This is a genomic window from Rosistilla ulvae (assembly GCF_007741475.1).
GTDB classification, from domain to species: Bacteria; Planctomycetota; Planctomycetia; order Pirellulales; family Pirellulaceae; genus Rosistilla; species Rosistilla ulvae.
This window is the reverse complement of sequence record NZ_CP036261.1, coordinates 6,708,951-6,734,738: the sequence shown is the minus strand read 5'-3', so window position 1 is coordinate 6,734,738 and position 25,788 is coordinate 6,708,951. Positions and strand designations below refer to the sequence as shown.

The 25,788-nt window shown below is 58.0% G+C and carries 1 protein-coding gene; it reads left to right on the top strand.

Translation table 11 applies throughout. The features are described from left to right. Nucleotides 1-114 precede the first annotated feature (114 nt). Nucleotides 115-25,653 carry an Ig-like domain-containing protein gene (locus EC9_RS23855; protein ID WP_145348531.1) on the top strand — a complete coding sequence of 8,513 codons (25,539 nt, stop codon included), beginning with the start codon at nt 115-117 and terminating at the stop codon, nt 25,651-25,653. Nucleotides 25,654-25,788: the final 135 nt, after the last annotated feature.

The following is a 25,788-nucleotide window of genomic DNA, read 5'->3' as shown; positions in this document are numbered from 1 at the left end:
CATGGGCAATGGCATAGGCAGATCGCTGCACCACGCATATTTAGAGCTCATTTCTCTGCATTTGTTTCACAAAAATAGCAATTAAACGATCGTTTTTTGTAAGGGCGAAATCGCATGACTTGGCGGACAGCAAAGAAGACTTTCGAGAACAAGACCCGCATCAAAAGCCGTTTGGAAAAGCGACGCCTGCTCAATGAGATCTTAGAACCGAGGCAAATGCTTTCGGTCGAGCCAAATTCGTTTTTGCCCTCTCTGCATGCCGAAACGCATGCGACCCAATACGGACCGTACGCTGCCGACGCGTTTGCAGCTTCGGTAGCCGCCGCGGAATTGCACGACCATGTTGTCGTTTCGGCGACTCCGCTGAACAACGCGGTAGCCGGTTCGTCCGGCACGGTTTACGCCGATCACGGCTTGCTTGAGACGCAGGCGATGCTCGAAGCCGACTTGGCCTATTATCAATCGCTTTCTTCGCAGGGTGATTCGGCGGTTGCTGGCCTCGCCTTTGCGCCGCTGGCCGATACATTCCGGCTGCACAGCAACCCCAGCGCAAAGCACACGCTCTTCATCGATGCCGACGGCGCTGTGACGACATCCTTTTGGGCGGGAGGTGCGACGATCACGTCTCCTGCGTATGATCCCGAAAATAACGGGGCTGGATTCACGACCACGGAGTTGATGCGGATTCAAGATCTTTGGCAACGCGTGGCCGAGGATTTTAGTCCCTTCGATGTGAATGTCACGACCGAAGATCCGGGCGAAGCGGCGTTGGTCAATACCGGCGCGGGGGACGATGCGTGGGGCATTCGGGCGATCTTGACTGTCAACGATTCGGGCGTTTGCGTTGGGTGTGGTGGCGTTGCCGGTTATCACACGTTCAGTGCCGGATATGCTTTTGAGGGTGCCACCGACTCGCCGGTCTGGGTCTTCAATCAAGGCGTCAATTCCGTGGCGACAACCATTTCGCATGAAGTGGGGCATTCATTGGGGCTAACCCACGACGGCGTGATCGGCGACGGGGATGACTACTATGACGGGCACGGCACCGGCGAGCACAGCTGGAGTTCGATCATGGGGGTTGGGTTCTATAGTCAGATGGATACCTGGGATTCGGGTGAGTATTACAACACGACCAACCCGGGCCAGGACGACTTGGCGACGATGACCAATTATGGTTTTGGTTTCCGCCCCGATGATCATGGCAATGCGATTGGCACCGCCACCAACCTGAGCGTGGCCGGAGGTTCGTTGACCGAGGATCTCGTGGCGTCGCAGTTTGGCGTGATTGGCGATCGCACCGACCGAGACTACTTCGGTTTTCAAACGGGATCGGGAACGATCGAATTAAACTTCGATTCGTACGCGGCGCGACTGTACACATCCAACGGTGCGGGAAGCTATTCGGTTAGTTATGAGAATAGTGAGGACTTTGGTTCCAGTCTCACCGAGACGCAGCACCGCAGCAATTTGAACATCGATGCGCGGTTGTACGATGTCGCGGGCAATGAGATCGCCGTGGCAACCGGTTCAGGGCTCAGCAAAACCCTGACCACCGATCTCGACGCCGGTTTCTACTACGTCAGCGTCGATGGCATCGGGTTTGGCAATCCCGCCAGCAGTTCGCCGACCGGCTACACCGATTACGGCAGCCTCGGTCAATACATGATCACCGGCACGGTGCCGAACTTCAACCAGACCCATCCTCAATTGATCGCCGTGGCGCCTAACGGAGGCGATCTGTTCGATTTGGATCCGGACGACCAGGGTGTCGCCAATGTTCGTCAAGTTGCACCGACCGAATTGACGCTGTCGTTTGCCAGCCGCGACGCGATCCGCCAGTCATCGGTCGAAGGGGCGATCTCGGTTCAGTACAGCGAAACGGGCGACTTTGCTAACGGGTTTGTCGATGTGCCGGTTGGGTATGTCGATGTGCAAGGGAGCCAGGTGACCGTCCGGTTCGCCGAGAATCTGCGCGATGGTTTCTATCAATTGTCGGTGACTTCCGATTTGACCGACGCGTCGGGCGTTCCGTTCGAACCGATCTATCCCGAATCGGTACCGGGAAATCCGACAGCCACTCGTGAAGTGATCGGGTTTGAATTGGAATTGGGAGCCAAGGTGACGGCGGTTGTTCCGCATCCGGGCACTCCAGCAACGAATCCGGACTATTTGAATCAAATCGAAGTCTATTTCGACGATCTCGATCTATTCCAAAGTGGGTCGGTGATCAACGAACCTTCGTTCTATCAATTGATCGACAATAAGGGGACGGTCAGCACCGAAGACGATGTTCCCGTAACACCAACCACGGTCGCGCGCGACGACGATGATCGCAAGGTCACGTTGACCTTTGCCGCTTCGCTGGCCAGCTTTGGCACCCATCTGCGACTCCGCGTCGGCGATGAATTCCAACCGGCCGCCGCGGTTTTGGATCGTCCAGCTGTTTTGACCGATCCCGGCGTGTTGGCTGCGGATGCTGCATTGCTTATCGCTCCATCGGCCAACGGAAATTGGTCGATCATTGTCAATGAAGAGATCGACAATGCGACTTCGTTCGACGCCTATCGCATGGCCGATAATCCCGGAGCCGCCAATGAACCAGGCCATCGCGATATCGACGTGACGCATCCCGGTGGCAGCGAAGATCACTACGCCATGCCAGGCAGTCGCGATGGCGACAACGGGATTTCGACGATGGCCTATACGTTCATGCGGAACATTCCGATCGGAACGCTGATTGGCCAACCGCAATACAACCAGATGAGCGCCCAGCAGGAAGAACGCTTTCGCGAGATTCTCGACATCTACGGAGAGGCTTACGGAATCGATTTCTATGAAGTTGAGGGGGCCGGCGGATTGCAGTTGTTGGTAAGCGATCTGAGCCTGCACGATCCCGCTTTGGTCAGCGGCGTGGGGGGCGTTGGCGGCGTGGCAGGTGGTGGCAAGGTCACGATGGATTACGTCGATTACCAAGATAGTTCGACCAATACCTTCGGTGGTGCGTTCTTCGATGTTGCCTTGCATGAGATTGGCCACATCTTGGGACTCGGTCACTCCTACGATCTGCCGCCGGGGACGTTCCAAGGTTCCACGGGGACATATCCCACAACTCCTGGAGTCAACACCGGTTCGGAATGGTCGTTCCCAGGGGAAGCCGATCTGATCCATGGCGAACACCTGCTGCAAAAGGAAGCTTTGGATGTCGATCTCTACCGAATCGATGTCGACCGGCCGGGCACGTTGGAAGCGCAAACGATCGCCGAACGGATGAGCTTTTCGAGCCTATTGGATACGCGGTTGACGCTGTTCCAAGAGCTGACCGACGGGGTTGGAAATACCCGGCTGGAATTGATCTCATCAAACGACGACTATTTTGGAACCGATTCGTTTATTCAATACGCGGTCCAACCCGGAACGTATTACGTTGGCGTCGCGGCGGAGGGGAACAACTTCTTCGATCCCAACGCTGGAACCACATCGGCCGGAGGCGTCAGCCAGGGAGACTACGATCTGCGACTGGACTTTAAGTCCGACGCGAATCCCAGCACGCCGTTGGATAACGGCGGCGCGTCCGTTTCCGCCGCGGCAACGGATGTCATCGTTGCCGATGGCAGTCTGTTTGTCGTCGGTGATCTTGTTCGTATCGGCAGCGAAGTTGCGCGCGTGACTGCAATTCCCGCCGCCAATCAACTGCAATTGGATCGCGCTCAACTGGGAACCGAAGCTGTCGACGTGGTCGATGGAACCTTGGTCACCAAGATCAGCACCTTGACCGATGGCGCGGGCAGTCCATTGGATGGCGATCGCGATGGAATCGCCGGCGGAAACTATAACTTCTGGTTCCGGCCTATCGAAGATCTCAACGGGCAGCAGACGTTGTTTGTGATCCCCACCGGGCAAGATGTGGTCGATTTCGATGGAGGCTTGGGGAATCCAGGCTCCTCGAGTAATCCATATCAAAACATTTCAGCGGCGCTCGATGCTGCCAAAACGATCATCGAGGACACTTCCAATTCGATCGCTCACGTGGTCGTTCGATTGTTGCCCGATGCGGGTGACGACGGCAATTTGCAAACGACCGACGACAATCTCGCCTACGAGATCGGTTTCGTTCAATCGTTGACCGACACCTTGGCCGATGGTCGCAATCTGATCCTCCCCGGCGGCGTCAGCTTGATGATCGAGCCGGGCGTGATCATGAAGTTCCTGGACAGCCAGATCTCGGTCGGCAGCAGCGGCGACGGCGACGACCGCAGCGGCAGTTCGATCAAGGTGCTCGGAACACCTCAAGATCCCGTTTATTTCACAAGTTACAACGACACCACGATTGGGCAAAATTCGAACCGCGATATCCGTCGGCCGGTTGGCCCCGGCGACTGGGGCGGGATCGAAATTCGCAACGACGTCGATCGCCAACAGGGGCTGGGAGATCTCGAATTCGAAGGGATCTTCGGCAACTACATCAACCACGCGCAGATCTCCTACGGCGGTGGGCAGGTATCCACAGTAGGTCGCACGATCGATCCGGTCCACCTGTCGGCGGCGCGGGCGGAGATCTCCTACAACACGATCCTCGACAGTTCCAACGCGGCGATCTCGGCCGATCCGAACACCTTCGAGGTTTCGGAGTTTGTCGCGCCGCGGTACCAGCGTTCATCGATCGGCGACGGTTTTGTCGCCGATTACGATCGCATCGGTCTCGATGTGTCGGATAACACTTTGTTGGGGAATTCGACAAACGGTCTGTTTGTTCGGTTGGATACCCCCGCGGGCGATGAGCTGTTGAAATTGGAGGTCGCGGCGCGATTCGACGACACCGATATCGTTCACGTGTTGGGCGAGAACCTGGTCATCAACGGGAACTCCGGTGGAGCCCTGCAGCACACAGTGAATGCATCGCCAATCGTCGGTCTGATCCCACAGGCGGGCGGCAATCTGCCCGCTGGCGACTATGAATACAGCTATACCTACGTCGATGCGTTTGGATATGAAAGCCTGCCTTCTGGGGATGGGAATCCACCAGTAGTTGGTCAAGCCGTTACGCTTTCGGGTGGTCAATCGGTGAAGCTGGAGAACATTTCGCCTGCCACCGGCGACTTTGTTGCGCGTCGGCTGTACCGCCGCGATTCGAGCAGCGGCGGGGACTTCTTGTTGGTCGCTGAGCTCGATAAGTCGACGCTCGATTACGTCGACAATCTTGTCGTCGCACCCGCGACCGCGGCAGTGCTCGAATTGGACTCGCTTCGTCCGCGGACCGATGCCAGTTTGGTGATCGATCCGGGATCGATCGTCAAGAATCAAGGGGCTCGGGTCGAGCTGGAATTTGGTGCCAATCTGATCGCCGAAGGGGTGTTGGGACGCGAGATCATCTTTACAGGTCGCGCCGACGATCGCTTCGGCCGCGGCGGAAGCTTCGACACCAACGACGACGGCGCGAGCGAAGGAAGCAAGGGCGAATGGGCTGGTATCTACGCTTCGCCCACCAGTGGGCTCAGCATCGATCATGCTCAGATCTCCTACGGCGGTGGAACGACGGGAACCGACGGCGGTACCGCGTTCTACAACGTGATCCAGATCCACCAAGCCAACGCGCGGATCGCGAACACTCTGTTTGAAGACAACGCCGACGGCGTCGGATCGCAACAGGACGCGGGACGCAGCGATCTGGCCCCCAATTCGAGCGCGACGATTCATGTCACCTCGGCTCAGCCAACCATCGTTGGCAATACGTTCCAGTCGAACGACGGCGCGGCGATCACGATCAACGTCAACGCAATGGATGCTGAATTCCGGTTTGACACCGGCCGGCAGACCGGCAGCGTCGACGCCTACGAAGTTCCACCGGCCAACGTCGGTCCCGTGATTCGTGGGAACCAGTTTGGGTTGGGAACTGACAGCGACGGAAAACTGCTCTCCAACGACATCAACGGCCTGTTGGTTCGCGGCGAAGTGTTGATGAACGAAGTCGTTTGGGACGACACCGACATCGTGCATGTGCTGCGGAACGATATCGAAATTCCCGACTTCCATACCTACGGCGGTCTGCGACTGCAGAGCAGCAACACCGAATCGTTGGTCGTTAAAGCCGACAGCGATGCGCAGATCCTGGCGACCGGGCGATCGTTGGATATCACCGATCGCATCGGCGGTCGGTTGTTGGTCCTGGGACAGCCCGGGTTTCCTGTGATCTTCACGTCGACAGCCGACGACACCGTCGGTGCCAGCTTCTCGCCGCTGGGCGAACCGCATCGCGATACGGTTCTGTCGCCAGCCAGCGAAAACTGGCAGGGCTTGAACTTTGATCCCTACAGCCACGATCGCAACGTCGCCACCTACACCGAACGCGAGGGATCGATCGGGGCGTTTGGCGATATCAACGGCCAGATCGGCAGCCATCAAGAATTGGGACTGTTGGCCAAGGATGAGAAATCGGGAGACGAAAACCTCCGCTTGGGCTACACCGTCTATGGTGCCATCGCCGACGTCGGCGATCAGGATACGTACCAGTTCGAAGGGGTTGCCGGGACGATGGTCTGGATCGATATCGACCGGACCGACCCACGTCTGAATTCGATGATCGAGATCATTGAAGTCGACGGCAGCGGGACGGGCAAAGTCTTGGCTCGCAGCACCGATTCGGCGACCGAAGATGCGAACCACAACTTGACCTACGTCGACCCATCGATGCGCGATGGGCATGCGATGCCGATGCGATTGGATCTCGATCCGGCGACCAATGCCGACGGCAGCTACCGCGATCTGTATTCGCTCAATCCGGGCGATGCCGGTTTGCGGATCGTGCTTCCCGGCACGACTGGATCGACGAAGAAATATTACGTCCGTGTCAGTGGAGAGAATGAGACGACGGGTGGGTACCAGATGCAGATCCGGTTGCGCGAGACCGATGAGGTGGGCGGTTCGGTCGTCCGTTACTCCGATCTCCGCTACGCCGACACCGCCATCAGCGCCATCGGTCTCCCCGCGCATTCGCCGCTGGCCGCCGAGATCATGCATCCCGGAGGGACCAGCACGATCAATATCGGCAGCTTCGCCAATACCGATCGCGGTGCGGTCTCCGCGGGCGGTTATCTGAATGCAAGCAGCAATCCGTCGGATACGTATACCTTCCAGATCGACCACGATTCGTTGCAACGTACTGTCCCTGGAATCAACACCTCGTTGGTCTTCGATATCGATTGGGCCGATGGCTTAGTCCGTCCCGATACCACGTTGTATGTGTTCGATCAAAGTGGCAACTTGGTCGCTTTGGGAACGAATTCGAACATCCTGGACGATCAAGTCACCCCGGTGGTTCCCGGCCAACCGACCACGCAAACCGACCTGTCGCGCGGATCGCAGGGAACGCGTGATGCGTTCATTGGCCCGTTGGAATTGCCCCGTGGCAGTTACTCCGTCGTCGTCGGCACCGCTGCGGAGATGCTGGCCGATATGCAGCAGTACACGCAGCAAAACGCGACAAACAAAAACTTCCGCCTGGAGCCGTTGGATCCGACGGTCCGGATTATCGACGACCGCTTCAGCACCGACGACTCGCGGTTCGAGACGATCAATCCGAATCCCGACCAGTTGCCATCTGCCAAAGAGGTAGCCTTTACGCCCGAGAGCGTGATCGATTGGCACTTTGGCGACATCCCGTTGATCGGAATCAGCCGCGTTGGGGTGCAGGACGGCAATAACTCTCAGATCAACATCTTTAATCCTTACACCGGTCGCCACGATGCGATCATCGATGAAGATACCAACCCGATCAATGCCGCGGCGCAGCGTTCGACGGGACTTGTACTCGCGATCGAACGCAATATCGGCACCAGAAGCGACACGAACACCGACACAGTCTACTCGATTAACGCCGACGGATCGTTTTCCACGGCTGGAACCACTGGAATTGAAACCTATGAATATTTCAATACCCGAGCCGCGACAAACAACCATACGAATCGGCGAGATAATGAAGGGATGTTGTTTAGTAGCCTCGCGTTCTATGAGGACAGCAATTCCTCAACCAGTTTTTTGTATGGGCTCGCTAATCGCGGTTTATTTGACGGTAGCGCGCTCGGTCCAAATAACGTGGCAAACGACACGGCCGACGTGATCAGTGGCGACGTAAGCGTCAATGCGAATAACCTGATTTATCTTCTGGACCCGATCACGGGGCGGGCCATTTCCCGCAACGGCTCGGATATGCCCGGAGGGTTTCAATCAGCAAACCCGCAGGACAGCAGATTCACAAACAATAGAAGTACTGAAATCGATGTGCCGCGCGAGGCGCCTTGGGCTGGTACCGACGTTATCGCCCAGATACAGGTCCCGACAAAAAGTGAAGCGGAGGACGAGACAGGTAATGTGAATTCGTTGGTGACCGCAATCAGCGGAACGACCCTCTATGCGTTCACGGATGCAGGTGCGGTTTGGCAATTTTCAATTGATGAGAATGGTAGCGGTATAGATTTTGCAAACGGCGACTTAGATGCAGATATGATTGTTGATCCGACCGCTCCGTCAGGATATCGCGTTTCGGATGCCAACCTGTTGCTCGATGGTCAGACGGGCGGCACCTTTATCCGCAACGAGGCAGGGGACAAGTTGATATTCGATCAGGTCACCAAGGGGCCTGCGAACTATACCGACCCTGTCAACGGGATTGCCGGTGTTCAGGACATGTACTTTGGCGTGGAGAGTGGAACAGGGAACCTGTACGCTTTTACAATGGATGCCACTGGTGGCGTTGCTCAACGCATCTTCCAGTACGGAGCCGAGAACGCTGCTGGGATGTACGCGCCGAGCACTCTGGCTGGTACCGGTCTGGCCGGTTTGTTCTTCAGCAACCTGGATCAAAACCTGTGGCATCTCTCCAGTAGTGCACCGGAGGCTGGTCACGGGATGGATGCGTTGGATGATCGTTCCGATATTCGTGGTGGCGGTAGCCTGCGATTTGGTTTCGATAGCCTCGGCGAAGACTACAACCACCTCGGCAACGATATCGGCACCGTTTACGCCGAGGATCTGCAAAGCTTCTCGGGCTACAACTTCCTCGGTGGTGCGCATGGAAACATCCAAGGCGAATCGATCGATCTGTCGGGAATCGATGCCGCCGACCTGCCGAAGCTGTACTTCAATTACATCCTCGATTCGGAAGATACAAACGCCGATGACAGTCCGTCGTCGTTCAGCGATGCAAATCTCGACGATGTGATGCGCGACTCGCTTCGCGTTTACGTCGCCGGATCGGATCAGCAATGGAAGCTGGTTGCCACGAACAACATGGACGATTCGTTAAACAATCGCGTTTGGGATGATTCGCGTGGAACCGTACACGAATACGATCCCGTGGGCAGCGGTGGCTACACGAATGTCGCCAATCAAGTCTTCGTCCAAGAACTGTTTGATGACAACGTCTTCCGACAAGCCCGGATCGATCTGGGCCCTTGGGCGGGAGACAGCGATGTCAAGATTCGCTTCGAATTTTCGACAGCGGGTGAGAGTCGCCCCGATCAAACCGATCTGCAGATGTTGCCGAGCGATCAAATTGTCGACGGGCAAGCGTTTACCGTCGACGGTTCGGTCGGTGGCAGCACTTACTCGGAGACCTTTGAGTACGACCTCGGACTTGTTGTGCGGATGCCTTCGGGAGCTCAGGTCGATGCGGCTGGCGGTACGTTGAACCTGACCCGTGATGGTGGTGCCTCAACAGTCGTCTCGCTGCAGATCGGTGGGAACATTTCTGCCAGCGACAGCGCCGCGACGGTAGCGGAAAAAATTTCAGCGTTGGTGGGCGGAGCGTTTATCAATCCAAGCGATCCGTCGCTGTTGCAATTCAGCAGCGAAGTATCGACGGGAATTTACCAATTTAGCGGTTTCGACAGCTACATCGTTGGTACTCCAGGCGTGCAAGGAGGGGCGAATCCGATCGCTGTCGATTACAGCATGGACATCGATCAGGTGCTGTTAGCGACGCAAAGCGTCTTGGCCACCACGATCAAAGATCCGACAGCCCCGGTTCAGTTGGAAAGTTTCCCTGCGATCGCCACCTCCAATGCGCTCCGCTTCTACGATGCAACCGTTACGCAGGATGCATCGACCTTTTCGACGGCCCCATTGGCACCTGCTTACAAGCCGATGGCACTGATCGGCGGTGAACACGCCGGCAATACGACGCTGCCGGGATCCGATTTTGGCGTCTACACCGACAAGACCGATGCGGTCTGGGAACTGTTGCGAGCGGGTGAACGTTCGCGCGGGCTGGGAGGATCGATGGGTGTCTATCTAGACGACATCGTTGTCGGTCTGGCGGAACGAGGGGAATCGTCGACCGGCGGCAGCAGTCCGAACTTGGTCGATGATCCCTATCACGAAGCATTTGTTTATTCGTCGAAAAACGGTGTCGCTCCGGTCGCCTTGGCGGTTCCCGAGGGGCCTTACCAATTGGAAGTTCGATTGGGACGCGAGTACCTGATGGATCCCGCGGGAACCGGAGTCCAAGTGGGCAAGGGAGAACGCTTCGATATCAACGACCGCTTGGCCGAAGGCTTTAATATTGAGATCGGCGATGGGGGAGCGCACGTCGTCGACGGCGACACCTTTAACCTTTCCAACGGTTACGAAACGCTAACCTTTGAATTCAACGACGTCACGCTCGGTGCACCGACTTCCGGAATCGATCCCGGCAATGTCGAGGTCCAGTACCGCATCAACAGCAGCGCGGGGGAGATCGCCGATGCGATCCGCGATGCGATCAATCGAAGCTCGGTTCGCGCCGTGCTGGGGATCGAAGCGACCTCCAGCGGCGGCCAGCTCAAGGACTCCAGCGACACCACCATCGTCTTACACGGCTACGCCGCGACCGACAATTTTGGTGGATCAGCATTTTCGGCCGCAACGAGAGTTGCCGATGCGGACGCCCGATTTGGTGACATTAATCTTACTTTTCCCGCATTCACGCTCGAGTACACTTCGGCAGCGCAAAGTCTCGACGACGAGCTTTACGAACTCGCGGTTGCTCCCGATGGCCAAGTTCGTCCTCTAATCAAGATCGCCGGCGAAGGCAACACCGTCGAACGCGCCGATCATTATCGGTTCACTGTCGACGAGCCCGCTACGACGGTCAATATCGAGATGCCCGACCCGACCTTCAACAGCATCATCGCGTTGGTCGATCTTTCCGATATCACCAATCCCACCCTGCTCGGGGCTAGTATCCTGGGTTACCCAGCATTCGTGGAACATACCCTCGACACCCCAGGCGAATACCAAATTGTCGTCGGAAAGATCTCCGACGCAGATCTGCCGTTGTTCCTGGATCCGACGAACCTGCCAAGCTTTTCCGACTTGCTTGACTTGAGCGGAGTGCCTGGGGCAGTTTCGCCATTCAGCCGCTTCCGGCTCGATCCGACCGACGACTATCAGTTGATCGTTGCAATCGATGGCAAGCGGACGCCGGTATTAAATCCCGTTGTCACCGGTCGTAACAACGGACGTGGCGAAGACAACGGCGATCGCAATCTACATCGCGATCAAGGGCAGTTTGTTATCGATTCGAACACGATCAGCTTCTCGACGTCGACCGGCATCGTCGTCGACGCGGGGGATGTTGGTAACGGAGTGAAGGTGCCGAACGAAGGGGATCGGCCTAAACCGGGAGCGGTCCAGAACTTCCCAACGCTTAACGTCAGCAACTTGGTCCCTGGCGCGGTGGTTCAGAACAATCTGTTGATTCGCAATGCCAACGGCATCTTGATCAGTGGCGATGGGACCGCGGCGGGGAGCAATCTGGGAGCCCCCGCTCCGTTTGCTCGCGTCGTTAACAACACGGTTTACGGTCCGGGAACCGGTATCCGTGTCAACGACGGGGCAAGCCCCACGCTGTTGAACAACGTCCTTGTCGAAAACGCCACCGGGATCAATATCGCCGGTGCCGGGACGACGGTGATTCGGGGAACGACGGTCGTCAACGAAGGGGCGATGGCATCGGTTCCTGGCACGGCGACTGAAACCGATCTAATTTCTATCGGTGGTGCGATCCAGTGGGACGATGTCTTTATCGTCGGCGACACGGTCAGCGATCCATCCCTGCCCGATTCGTTGGATCTCGGGGCGTCGGGACTGTTTGGTATGTTCGAATTCGATCCCGCCAGCGGCGTGCCGAATCTGTATCCTGCATTTGGCAGCCCGATCATCGATAAGAGCATCGAAAACCAAAACGATCGTTTGCTGTTCGTCTCCACGAAAAATTCGGTGGGGATTAGCCAGAGTCCGATCAAGGTGACTAATCGGGACGTGGTCGGCCAGTTGCGAGAAGACGATCCGTACGTCAACAACAACTCCGGCCAAGGTCAAGCGATCATCAAGGATCGCGGAGCAATCGATCGATCCGATCGCAGCGGGCCGTTGGCTCAGTTGTTGACGCCGTTTGATGGCGAACAATCCCAGGGCGTGTTGATCGACGGCGACGCGCGTGCCAATTCGGTCTTCCGCGACACACGCTTAAACGGTGTGCTGTCGTCGTTCCGTGTGCAGTTGAGCGAATTCAATCAAATCGGCCCCGACGCTTCGACGATCTCGGCGTTGTCGGTGATCGTCCGTGAGAATGGCCGAACGCTGGTCGAAGGGAAGGACTACACCTTTGGTTACAGCAAGACCAGCCGTCAGATCTCACTGACTCCCACTGCGGGAATCTGGCGTCCCGATGCCGTCTACGAAATCATCCTGCTGAACCAAGATGCCAATCTGTACGAATTCGGCTCGGGCGTCGCTCAAACCGACGGCGACACGTTCACGTTGTCCGATGGCGACACGCCGGTTGTGTTTGAATTCGATAGCGGTTTTATCTTGAACCTGAACCAACCGTTGGTCCTGAATGTGCTCTCGGGGATCACCACCAGCGGGATCGGACTGGGGGACCAGTTCTCGATCGCGCTGCCCACCGGTCCGGTGCGGGTCTTCGAATTTGTCGATGCCAGCGGAGCGGATGCGGTTCGAAGCGGAGGCCGCATTCCGGTGATCGTCGCCAATGGCGATTCGGCGACCAACGTTCGCGACGCGATCATGGTTGCGTTGCAGGGACAGGTCAGCGTCGATCTTCAATTGTCACCGGTCGTTGTCGATGGGGGCGTGCAATTGGGGGCGACCGCAGGTCAGATCGTGACACTGGCGACCGGTTTGGCAATCTCTGGTTCGGCCGACACGGTGGCCGACGGCCAGACGTTCTCCTACTTGGACGCGGGGGACTACGAAGGGACGACCGGCGTTTCCAAGACGTTTGAGATCAAAACCTTGACCGAAGTCGTTGGAACGACGATCCGATTGACCGAAGGAAATGCGACAGCGATCGATGCGGCCAATGGTTTGTCCGCTACCAGCACTTCGTTGCCTCTCTTCAATGCGTCCGGAATCCTGCCCAATGCGTTGCTGAAAATTGGCGACGAATTGGTCCGCGTTGTCAGTGTCTCGGCGAACACCGTGACCGTCGAACGGGGCCAATTGGGGACCGTTGCGGCCAGCATCGGCCATGGTGCGTTGGTGGAGAACACGGGAGCGGTGTTCGCGCTGGCGACCCCGGTTTCCGTCAACGAATCGGCGCTCGACAAGAGCGGCTTCGATGCCGACGAGACGCTGCTGACCGTTTCGGATGCTGCAGCGATCAAGACGAAGTTCGACAGCGATCAAGCACTCAACCCGCCGCAGAACACCTACATTCGCGTCGGCGATGAAATACTGAGAGTTCGTTCGGTCGACGGCGACACGTTGAAGGTCGTGCGTGGCCAGTTCGCCACGACGGCCGCTGCGGCGGCCAATACCGATCCGGTCTACTTGGTCGATGCCCTCGACGTGGCAACGATCGCAAGTCCCGCCGGTCAGGTCTTTACATCGACTAGCACAACGCTGACCGTTGCCAACGTGGCTCAACTGGGGCTGGCCCCCAACGATTACCTGCGGATCAACCACGAGATCGTTCAGGTTCTCGGTATCGCGGGCAACACATTGACGGTCGAACGGGGCGTCTTGGGAACGTCGGCCGCGCGAGCTGTCGACGGCACGTTCATCTTCCCCGTGGCGGCGTTTGACGCCAGCGATGGGCTGCGGTTGAACGGACTTAGCACCGCTGGCGGCAATGCGTTGGCAGACGGCGATTTCATCCGCATCAACAACGAAGTCTTTGTGGTCAGCGACGCGTCGACCAATCCGATCTCGGTGGTCCGAGGCCGATTCGGTACGGTACCATCCGAACCGGCGGTCGATGGCACGACGGTCACGCCGGTGACGGCCGACCAATTGTCGACACTGACGACAGCTGTCGATTCCACGCAGACGACGATCGATGTCACCGACGTGACGGCGCTTGGAATCGTGCCTGGCGATTACATCGTCGTGCGAGGCGGGCATTCCAGCAATCTGGCCGCGGCGACTTTGAAGACCCCACTGGATGCCGCGTCGCTCGCCGCCAACGATCCGACGTTGACCGTCGATACCGAAATTCCAGCTGGTTTGTACGAATTGAACGGTTCGATCGTCCAGGTTGGCGATCTCGTCGACTTTGCTGCCGACAGCTTCACCTATCGCGTGTTGGTGATCGAATCGACCGGCTTCGCTGCAGCGACGACTCCATTGTTCGCCGCCAATCAGACCGAAGTCATGGCGGTTCGCAGCATCGATTATGCGAACAATCGTTTGACCGTCGATCGTGGACAACTGGGGACCTCGCATCCCGCCGCCGGCGGCGTTCGCGTGGGAGCTGAGTTCTCGGCCTTCAATCTGGTCGAAGGCTTGAAGAGCCCATCGGGGTTGACGGCAACTCTCGACACATCGGGACTCTTCCGCGACGACGAGACCGTCCTGAAAGTCGACGACGTCGCCTCACTGAACGTCGCGCCAATCGACTTCATCATGATCGCTGGTGGCTTCACCACCGGACTGCAGGCGGGTGCGTTGACCCAGCCGTTGTCGGCAACCGATTCGACGTTGGTTGCTGGGGCCGGACTACTCAACGGCTACTACAACGTCGGTGACGAAGTGGTGCGAATCAGCGGCACCGTTAGCGGGTCGCCAGGGACCTACAACATCGAACGCGCTCAATTGGGAACGGTTGCTGTCGCAGCCGCGGCTGGGGCCGCGTTGTTGCCCGCGACGGCGACGACCCAGTCGGCGGAATACATGAAGGTTCTGGCTGTCAATCACGCGACCAACGAACTGACGGTCGCGCGAGGCCAATTGAATTCGGTCGCGGTGCATCATGCCGACAGTTCGGTTGTGACGTCACAGAATTCAGCGACCGCAACGACCATCACGACAGGTATCACCGGGGTCGAATCGACGTTCACCGTCGCCGATTTGTCCCGCTTGGCCGCGGAACCTGGCAACCTGTTGCAGATCGGTAATGAAGTTGTCCGCATCGTCGCAATCGACGGCAACGACATCACCGTCCTGCGTGGCTTCTATGGCACGCCGCAAGCGGATGTGGTCGCCGGTGCGAGCGTTGTGAAGCTGAGCCCTCGCAACGTCCCGATCTACGTCTTTGCCAGCGATTCGGTGGACGATCAAGTGGTCGACGGCGTGCGACGCGACGGGATTGCGACCAAGATCGCCGATGCGATGCGTTCGGCCGATCTGCGATTGGATCGCGCTCAAGCGATCGAAGGGGGCCGCGTTTACATCGGTGGAACCGAAGGGGATCGGTTCGATATCCAAACGCTTTCGGGAACCGTGGTCGGTCAGCCGGGCGTCACCAAGTCGCTGTCGATTACTGTTCCGGTAGGCGATTATTCGTTTGTTGGCGGCGTCGCGGGAGCGAACGATCTGCAGGGCCAATCGTTCGAAATCGCAAACCCTGCCGGTCAGATGGAGACTTTCGAGTTCGTTCGCGGCGGCATCGCCATCATCCCTGGAGCAACCCGCATCTTCCTGGACAACGAGACCCCCGAATCGTTGGCTCAAAAGGTTGCCGCAGCGATTCGTAACTCGAGCATCCTGGGCTTGCCCGATGCCGCGGTCGACGCGGCCGATCCGACGCGTGTGATTTTGAACGAAGCCTATGGTTATGCGATCCTGGAGACGGGAACGTTGTTGGCTGAAGGCGTTTCGGGCGGGGCCGTGCCGGTGATGTTCATCCCAAGCGTGGCGTTCGACAGCGATGCGTTGGGGGCGCAAGTGGTGGGTGCGATCAGTAAGGTCCACGACGCGACTGCGACACTGCCGACGGTGGGGCGGTTTGACGTTGAGGCTTCGGTCAGCGGCGGAGCGGTCTATTTGACGGGACTCGACGGCGATAGTTCATCGCTGTCGACGATCTTCGTTTCGGGCATCAAGGATTTGGCCGGCAATTCGTTGCAGCCGAATCGCCCCAATGGCGAGACCAAGTTCATCGTGATCCTGGGCAATGGGGAATTGGGACTGGGCGAACCCGGCTTCGATTTTGGCAACGCCGATGTCGCTGAATCGCCTCTGACGCCGTTGGACGCCGACGCTGCTGGCGGAGCGCGTCACGTGATCCTGCCACAGCAAGCCGATTACGCGATCCTTGGCAACAGCATCGATCGGGAAGCCGATTGGGACACGCCAGTCGCACCGGGAGCGGGACTGGATCCCGATGGCGGCGTTGCCGATGGGGTGCGTTTCCCCGAATACCGGGCCGTCTTTAATTACGACTTGAATAAGGTCCGCCCTGCGGAGATCGATGTTTATGTATCGGCCAACGTCGTCGATGGACTGCGCGATGGCGTGCTTGCATCGGGACTGTTGGACGGCTGGATCGACTGGAACCAAGATGGCGACTTCGGCGATCCAGGTGAGCAAGTCTTCCGCAACCAACCGGTCTTCGAAGGGGTCAACACCGTTCAGATCGTGACGCCGGTCAACGCCAAAATCGGCGGACTGACCGACATGCGCGTTCGCTTGAGCAACGGCGGCAATCTGTTGGCCGACGACATCGCCGTGGGGGGTGAAGTCGAGGACTACCAGATCACCGTGTTGGGCGGAAACGCACCGATCGTCGCGAACGATTTCTTCCGCTTGACGGAGGATCAAAACGATCCATCCAGCGAGGCTGCGGGTGATCCGTTGGTCGTGAAGGCAAACGATATCGCCGCGAACGTGCTGGAGGTTATCAATCCGTTTACTGGCCGGAAGCAGACGATCGAGATCGGCGGTTCGACAACCTTCGTCGACTTTGAAGATTCGTTCGGCGACATCGCCGGTACGCTGACGGTGTTTGCCAACGGAAATTTTGAGTTGGATCTAGCACCGAACTACAACACCGACAACCTGCCGCTGTTGGCGGGGAATCCGAATCCTGCAGGCATCGGTGGTCGCGAGCTGTTGTTCTATTACAACGTGCTCAATACCGAAGGTGGGATCGGTGTCCCCAGCGTGCATCAAGACGGCACCAGCCGTCCGGCGACGGTCACGTTGGTTGTCGATCCTGTCAACGATCGTCCGCTGCCACGTCCCAACGGAACATCGGATGTCGGCGACAGTGCGATCCCACGGATCGATGTGTTGGAAGACTTCGACGGGGAACCGTTGTGGTTTGCCGACCCTCAAGGTCTAGGAGATCGCGTCGCGGTTTCGCGAACCTATGAATTGGTCGACGTCGGCGGAATCCCGCGCGTTGGCATGGCGAACACGCCGGGAGCGGTAACGATCGTCAACGATCTGTTGTTGCCGGGCGATCCCAACCGAGACGTTGCCGAACCGGAACTCGCACCATTCGATTCGCTGTTCGATATCGATGTCGATGCCAATTCGATCCGCTTCGATCTGGCAACCGTTCCCGCCGATCCGTCGTTGATTCGCGGCACGCTGCAAGCCGGGCAATTCGATCGCTATGAATTCCGCTTCGAAGGCCTGGCAGCCGATGAGATCATCACGGGCTTTACGGTCGACGCATCGGCCAACGCTCAGCCGACGGTCACGATCTCCGACGATGGCAAAGGCTTGGTCGTACTGTTCGAAGAAGGGATGACAATCGCCGATGGATATCAAGCGGGGATCGACATCAGCACCACCGTTGCCCCTGCCATACTGCAGCCGACGCCAACGTCGCTGCTAGGCCAGTCGGTGGTGGTCGAGCGATTTGAGAACAGCGATGCCACGGGTGGCGTCGAGGTCTTCAGTCGTTTCAACAGCACGATTGCGGACGATCTGACCGATCCAGAGTTGACGATCCCAACGGGCTACGAGATCGATCTCGATCCCGGGCAGATCACGTTTGATTTTACCGCGGATTCGCTTGTCCTCGGGGCGGGCCAATACGATCGTTACGTCTTCACGATCGAGAATTTGGACGCCAACGAGAGCCTCGCCGATGTGGTCTTGGATGCCAGCAGCACGATCGCACCGACCGTGACGATGCTGTCGCGAAACCAAATCGAAGTCGTCTTTGAGTCGGGGACGACGTACAACGACGGCGATCAAGTGTCGATCACGTTCGGCACCGAGATTGTTCGTTCGACCTTACCGCTGGAATTTGGTGGCGAGACGTTCGAAGCGATCGTGCAACGCAACCTTGGTTTGTACGGTGACGCACCGGGATCGGCTCGCTTGGAGATGATTCTGCCCGCGTCGGCGTTGCTGATTGGCGATCTGCCAGGGCCTGTCAACGAAGGGGGCCAAACGCTGCGTGTTGTTGCCGCCAGTGGGATCCGTCCCCTGGCGAATCCGGACGTCGATGTCGAATTGAACGTCAACTTCTTGCCGATGTACGACTTCGGTGACGGCCGTATCGAGGACGCGATCCGGATCGTGCCGCAAGAGAACAGCGTCGGTTTGGCGCAGTTCACCTATACGCTGCGTGACTTCCACGAGATCCTTGCCGATGGAACGCAGGTCCTTGCCGACGGCACGCGGATTCTGAACGATGCCACCGTGCTGGCCAATGGCACCGTGGGCAAAGATGCGACGACGGTGATCATCCAATACGACAACGCCCCCACCAGTCCTTCGGTGGAGCTTCGCGATGGTCTCTTGTCGCAACCTTTGTTGGCCGGCGCAGCGACGATGGTGGTCAACAGCGCGATGCCATTGGATGTCAACGCTGAATATCTGATCGGCGACGAATTCGTTCGCGTGACCGGTCGGGTAGGGACGTCGAATGTCTACAACATCACGCGAGCCTTGTTTGGTACCAGCGAGTTCGATCTGCCGGCGGGATCCGATGTGATTCCTGTCGATGTGACGCTGTTGCATCGCGATTTCGATGGCGACATTACCGAGATCACGTTGCCCGGCACGACGGTTCCCGTCAATTACGCCCCTGGGACACATCCAAGCGATCCGCTCTCGGAGAACGAATCGACAGGAACGATCGAACTGAACTTCAACAAGGTCAACGACGATCCGTTGACCGATCTGTCGGACAACCATCGCGCTCGCGACTACACCGTCGTCGAAGATGGTTCGTTTACGATCGATGTCCGCGATCTATTGATTCAGAACCAGACGAACGCGGGAACCGGTGGTCTCTATGCCGTCGACGAACCAGGACCTCGCCGCGACGCCTCCGGCGGCAGTTTGGCGATCGATGAAACCGGCGATCAAGGCGTTCGAGTTGTGGGTGTGATCAGTCCGACCCGGTATGGTGCGACGGTTGAATTCGACCCGATCACTCAAACGATTACCTATACCCCCGCCGCGAATTTCTTTACCGATGGCGGCGAACCCGATCTGATCGAATACCTTGTCGAAGACTACGAAGCGGTGAAGGTCACGTTCGGCGATGGTACCAACGCAGCCGTTGGTGTCAGCGACGATGATCAGATCACGCTAACCGATTTGGCCGGCAATGTGATCACGATCGGTCTCGATACGATGGCGGATGGAACTGCCAGCGACTACGACGTGGAGGTCCTTGCCACCGCGACCGGACAGGAGATCGTCGCGGCGATCGTTGCGGAATTGAACGGCGTCCTCGGTGATTTCAACTTCTTCGTCGACTATCTCGATCCGCATACGCTGCGGATTCCAGGTGCCCTGGGAGCTGAATCGACTGTCGCGTATGTGACGGCGGACGGTCCAGTTGGTTCGGGGGCTGCTTTGCCATCTCCAGCCAACTTTGTCCGTCTGCCCGACGGAACGGTCGTCAACATGCCGACTTCGCTGCGAGCGATGCCCAACGGTTCGATTGCGGTGAACGTGACAGGTGTCAACGACTCGCCGGTCATTCCCGATGAGATCGACGACGATAACGATCCTGCGACCCAGTACCCCGACGTGGGCGAAGCGATCCAAGTGATCGTCGATGGGGCCGTGGTCGAAAGCAGCTCGCCAGTCACCTTTGCTGATTTTGTGAAGAACTACGTCGGTGCCGAATCGGGACCGATCGCTGTCAACGCAGCGGGCGATCCGATTCTGGATTCTCAGGGGAATCCGATCCGCGAACGCGATGCACTCTTCTTGGATGACATCGTCGGGACGTTGCCAACAAGCCAGGGAGGAACGCTGACGCTGGGATCGAGGAACGGCAACGGCGACTACGACGTTGTCTACACTCCGCCAGCCGGCTTCTTCGGAATCGATACCGTCGACCTGACGTTGTTTGAAAAGGATATCCTCGGCAATCGCATTAACGACGTTCCGTTCCAGACGCGGATCTATGTCTATCCGGTCAACAGTGCACCGTTGGGTGTTAAAGACAGCATTCACATTCTTGAGGACACCGTCGCATCGTTTGATGCCCAGTTCCTATTGAATAACGATCGGCCTGACGCATTCCCACGGCAAGACCCTCGCACGGGGATCGCGCCGCCGGAAGACACCGTCGTGTCACCAGATAACGCCGATGTGATGCATATCGTCAATAATGCGAATCTCGATCTGAACGACGACTTCGATCCGACGACGCTTTCGTTGACGGGGCAGTTCACCGACATCCACGGCAACCCGCTGCCGGCCACGCCGAGCGATCAGGTTTCGGTCGTCTGGGATGGAACGACGGTTCAGGTGCGGGCACCGCAGGACATGTACACACGCGATCGCGATGGGAATGAAATTCACGCCCCATTTGTTTTCCGTTATGAATTCCGCGATACCGGAACAACGTATGTCGACGACGGTAACCCCGAGACCCCATTGGGTGCCCCGATCGAAGATTCGCAACTGGGCTGGGGGACGGTCACCGTTAACGTCTGGCCCGTCAACGATGCTCCGATCGGTAACACCGTCGAGATTCGCGACGCAGTCGAAGAGACGCCACGAGTGATCACGCAGGACGAGCTGTTTATCGATATCAGCGACCTGACCCTCAACGCACCTCCGGCGGCGGCCGATCAAGCTTCGGCGGGAACGTTGGAAGACGTGGGACCCGACGGAATCTACACCGCCGCGGACAACGGAATGCTTACGCAAGCTTTGGCCCTGGTGCCTGCGGGTGAATACACAACCGCGCGTGGTAACACGGTGAAGGTGGAACTCAACCCAGGCACCGGCCTGAACGAGATCACCTTCATCCCGCAAGACGATTTCTTCAGCGTCAATGCCGCCGATACCGATTCGTTCACGTACAGCTTCTTCGATGACGGCTGGACGTTCTCGATCGGGGGGGCGAATTCAACGGCCACGTTGGACATCAATGATGTTCAGAACAACGGTGCTGCCGCCCCACGCACGGGAACCGGCACGGTTGTAATCCAAGTGCTACCGCAGAACGATGCACCGGTCGGGACACCATTCCGATTCGACGCCTTGGAGGATTCAGCCCAGCCGCGCATCGTTCAGAACGTGTTGGCGTTGGCTCAAGTCAGCAGCGGTCCAAATGGTGAACCAACCATTCCGTTTGATCCGAACAATTCTGACAGCGGGTTTGCACTCTCCTTCGATGGCGGGACATTAAACGGCGATGGCTCGATGTCGATGACATCCAACCTTGGCGGCGTCTTGACTCTGAGTGTCCGCAAGGCCAATGGCGACTACGATCTGGAATACTCTGCCCCGGCCGATTATTTCGGTGAAGATGACTACACGACGCTGACGCTCCGCGATTCGCACCCCGATGCGGCAGCCAGCTATTCGACGTTCCGCGTCGATGTCACCGTCCGTCCGGTCAACGATGCCCCGGCGGCAACCGATGATCGCATTCACATCATCGAAGACCAGGCCGCGACGATCTTCCCGAACTTGTTGACAGGCAACGACCGCTGGGATTCGTTTGACAGCAGCGCTCCAGCCGATGCGGGCAAGTTGGAAGACCGAGCCGTTGCCGGGAACATTCCTGGGCAATCGACGGCGGGATTGACGTTGGCGGGTGCGGCATCGGTTCCGTTGAATCGGGAGATCGCCAAACTGACCGCTCCGTTGACCGAACTGGCAACCACGGCGACCTTCGATCAGAAGCCACCGCTGGGCTATTACAAGCTGGGTGGAGAGATTATCGAAGTCACGTCGGTCAGTGGTGGGACGCTGGGCGACCCGGTGATCACCGCGCAGATCACACGCGCTGCGTTTGGTACCACCGCTGCCGCTGCGGCCGCAAACGATGGGCTCTATCAAGCGATCGATGCCAGCGTGCTTGCTGGGACGACGATCACCTACAATCAATCGGATCGATCGATTCGCGTTCTGCCGCCGACGAATTATTACACGATGTCCGAAGCGGGCGTGCGTGTCGCGCCACCGATCTTGGTGGAGTACACGCTGCAGGATAACGGTGTCAGTTACCGATCGATCAATCAAACGATGTCGCCGTTCGGACCGTTCGCCGATCCGAAAACCTCCACCGGAACGATCGCTGTCGATATCTGGCCGGTCAATGACAATCCGCAAGGCAGACTGCATATCGATCCGATTACGGTCACCGAAGGAAGTATCGGTCAACCGATCGACGCAACCGATCTGTTTGTCTCGTTGGTCGGATTGGGCGATGGCGATACCCTGACGACAAGCCTCGATTCGGCGGGGCCTGGCGAGGATCTTGGCCCCGACAACGTCTATTATGTCGGCGAACCAACCTCGCAAACGCTGAGTCTGTTTGGTGTGGGGAACAACGTGAACGGGATGGCAAATGCTGGTCCGATCACAACGCTTCGAGGGGGGACGGTTCGCATCGACACAGGCGTGAATCCGCCACGTTTGCTGTACACTCCGCCAACGGAATTCAACTCGTCGACGGGATTGCGCGACTCGTTCAACTACGTCGTGCAAGATGATGGATCGACCTATTATTTTGCCGGTGGCAAGACGGCCGATACCGCGATGCCAACCCGCGATCCGAACGCCCAGCGTCGCAGTGTGGGAACGATCTCGTTGTCGATCGAAGCGGTCAATGATCCGCCTGAGTTCTTCATCGGATCGGATAAGATCTTCCGCGAGGATCAAAGCGTCTCGGGAGCTGATTTTGCCTTCGATCCGGAGGACGGCGACATCATCGTCGTCAACTTCGCAGTGGGGGTTCGAGGCGGACCAGATACCGCTCAAGACGAAGCGAATCAGCAGGTGACGTTCACCGTGACGCAGGTCTTAGGTGAAGCTCAAGTCCCTGCCGATTCGATCTTCGACGACGCGAACTTCGTGCTCGATATCAACGGGCTTCCCACGAATCAGTTCGCCGCGCCATACGGAATCGATTCCGATGGAACGCTGCGATTGAAGCTGAAGGAAAACGCAAACGGCCGCGCGGTGCTCGACATCGTCGGCAGCGACGATCAAACACCTCCGGCGTCGTATCCGGGCGTGGGCGATCCGAAGGAGCGGTTTACGATCACCGTGGGGGCAGTCAACGACGCTCCGACCTTCGATTTCACCGCCGCCGCAACCGAGACGCCAGCCGATCCGGCGACTCCGCAAATCGCGCAGGTCACGGTCGCGGAGAGTTCGGGGCCGTTCAATCAACAGGTGGTCGATCCGGCGACGATTTCGGTTGGACCTCAAGATGAAGTCAACAGCAACCAGGTCGCGACGCTGCATCTGCAATTTGTCGATCCGAATCAGGCCAGCCTGTTCTCGGTCGCCCCGACGTTGGGGGCCAACGGCAACCTGCGGTTTACCGCCAAGCCGTTTGTTTCGACGCTTCCCGATGCCCCGATCTTGGTCCGTGTTTACGCGACCGACAACGGACTCAGCCAGGCACCCAACGTAAATCGCTCGATCGATCAGACGTTGGCGATCAACATCTCCCCGGTCAACGATGCACCCGTAGCGTTCCCAGGGCCACCTGCCGGGCAGACCTACACGACCAGCGAAGATCCGGCGACGTTGTTGGTGATCTCTGGAATCGCGGGACCTGCGGGAACGGCTGGGTTGTTGGTGACCGATTCCGATGGCGACGACACGCGCGTCCTCGACTTTGGCAGCAACGGTTTGGTCGTGACCACGACCTCGCTGGGGGCGACGGTGACGTTGTTGCCCGATGGATCGATTCAATACGACCCGTCGACGTCGACGCAAATCGATTCGTTGACAACCAACGGTATGCTGACCGATTCGTTTGTCTATCGGGCGATCGATGATCCCGCCGGGGATCAAAGCTTCCTGGGACTGCCGAGCAATGCGGCGACGATTCGCGTGGAAATCACCGGCGTGAACGATCGGCCGACGGCCGTCTCCGATGGAACGTTGGCGACTCCGGTTGCCGTGCCCGCCAATCGAACCACCGATCTGAATGTTCTGGGCAACGATTTCGATGTCGATGGTCAGATCGCTGCCAACCGAGTTCAAGCGAACCAGCCCGCTCACGGTACCGTGGTGATTCAGCCCAACGGTGAGATTCGTTACACGCCAGTCGATGGTTATTTGGGATCCGATCAGTTCACCTATACGATCGAAGATGCACAGGGGCTCCGCTCGGCAACGGCAACCGTCTATCTGGACGTCACGCCGACGCCGCAGATCGATACGGTGGTTGCTCGCCAGATCGTGTCGGGTGGAAGCATGGCCCTGAATCCGGTCACCGATGCGGGGATCAACGGTGGACTTACGCTCGATCCAGCCAGCATCCATGTCTTCGGATCGGCGGACCCCGCCGTTCCCGGTGCCATCGCGACCGTCAACGGTGGTTCGGTTTCGGTCGACCCCAACACTGGCGAGATGATCTACCGCAGCCCCGGCGGGTTCAGTGGTGTCGATTCGTTCTTGTTTACGATTCAGGACGCGTCGGGCTTCGCGTCCGATCCGGTCTTGGTCACGATTCCGATCGCGGCGAGCATGGGGCAGAACGCGATGAGCGTTACCGATGTGAATGTCAGTGGGTATGTCTCGGCGATCGATGCGTTGGTGATTCTGAACCATCTGAATCGCAGTACCGAGAACAACGTCGACGCCCTGGTCCAAGACAATGTGATCGATCCGGTCAACGGACCGTTCTACGACGTCAATGGAAATGGCATCGTTCAACCGTTGGATGCGTTGGTGATCCTGAACCACTTGAATCGGCAGACTCGCGCAGCGGGTGAGGCGGAACAGACGTGGGCGCTTCCTTCCCAAACGTCGATTGTCGCCAGTGGAACGCTGCTGACCGAAGCCGATTCGTTCGGCGAGCAATTGCCAGAAGATGCTGTCGTGTTGTCGATGGATGACGATTCGGTCGCCAGCGTCGCGGTCGTTGAATTCGACGACGTTCTGGATCAGATCGCTGTCGATGTGATCGACGACGAGAAGGATGAAGACGAATCGGACGCTTCGCTGGATCAGTACTTCAGCGAGTTCGGACTCTAGATCGTTCGCGATAAAAAGCTTGTCGAGGCAGCTAGGCTCCGCCGGTTGCCTCCTTCACGCTATCGGCCGGTGTCGACGCGTTTTCCCCGTGTCGGCGTCCGGCCTTTTTGCTTTGACGTGTCTGATATTGACGAA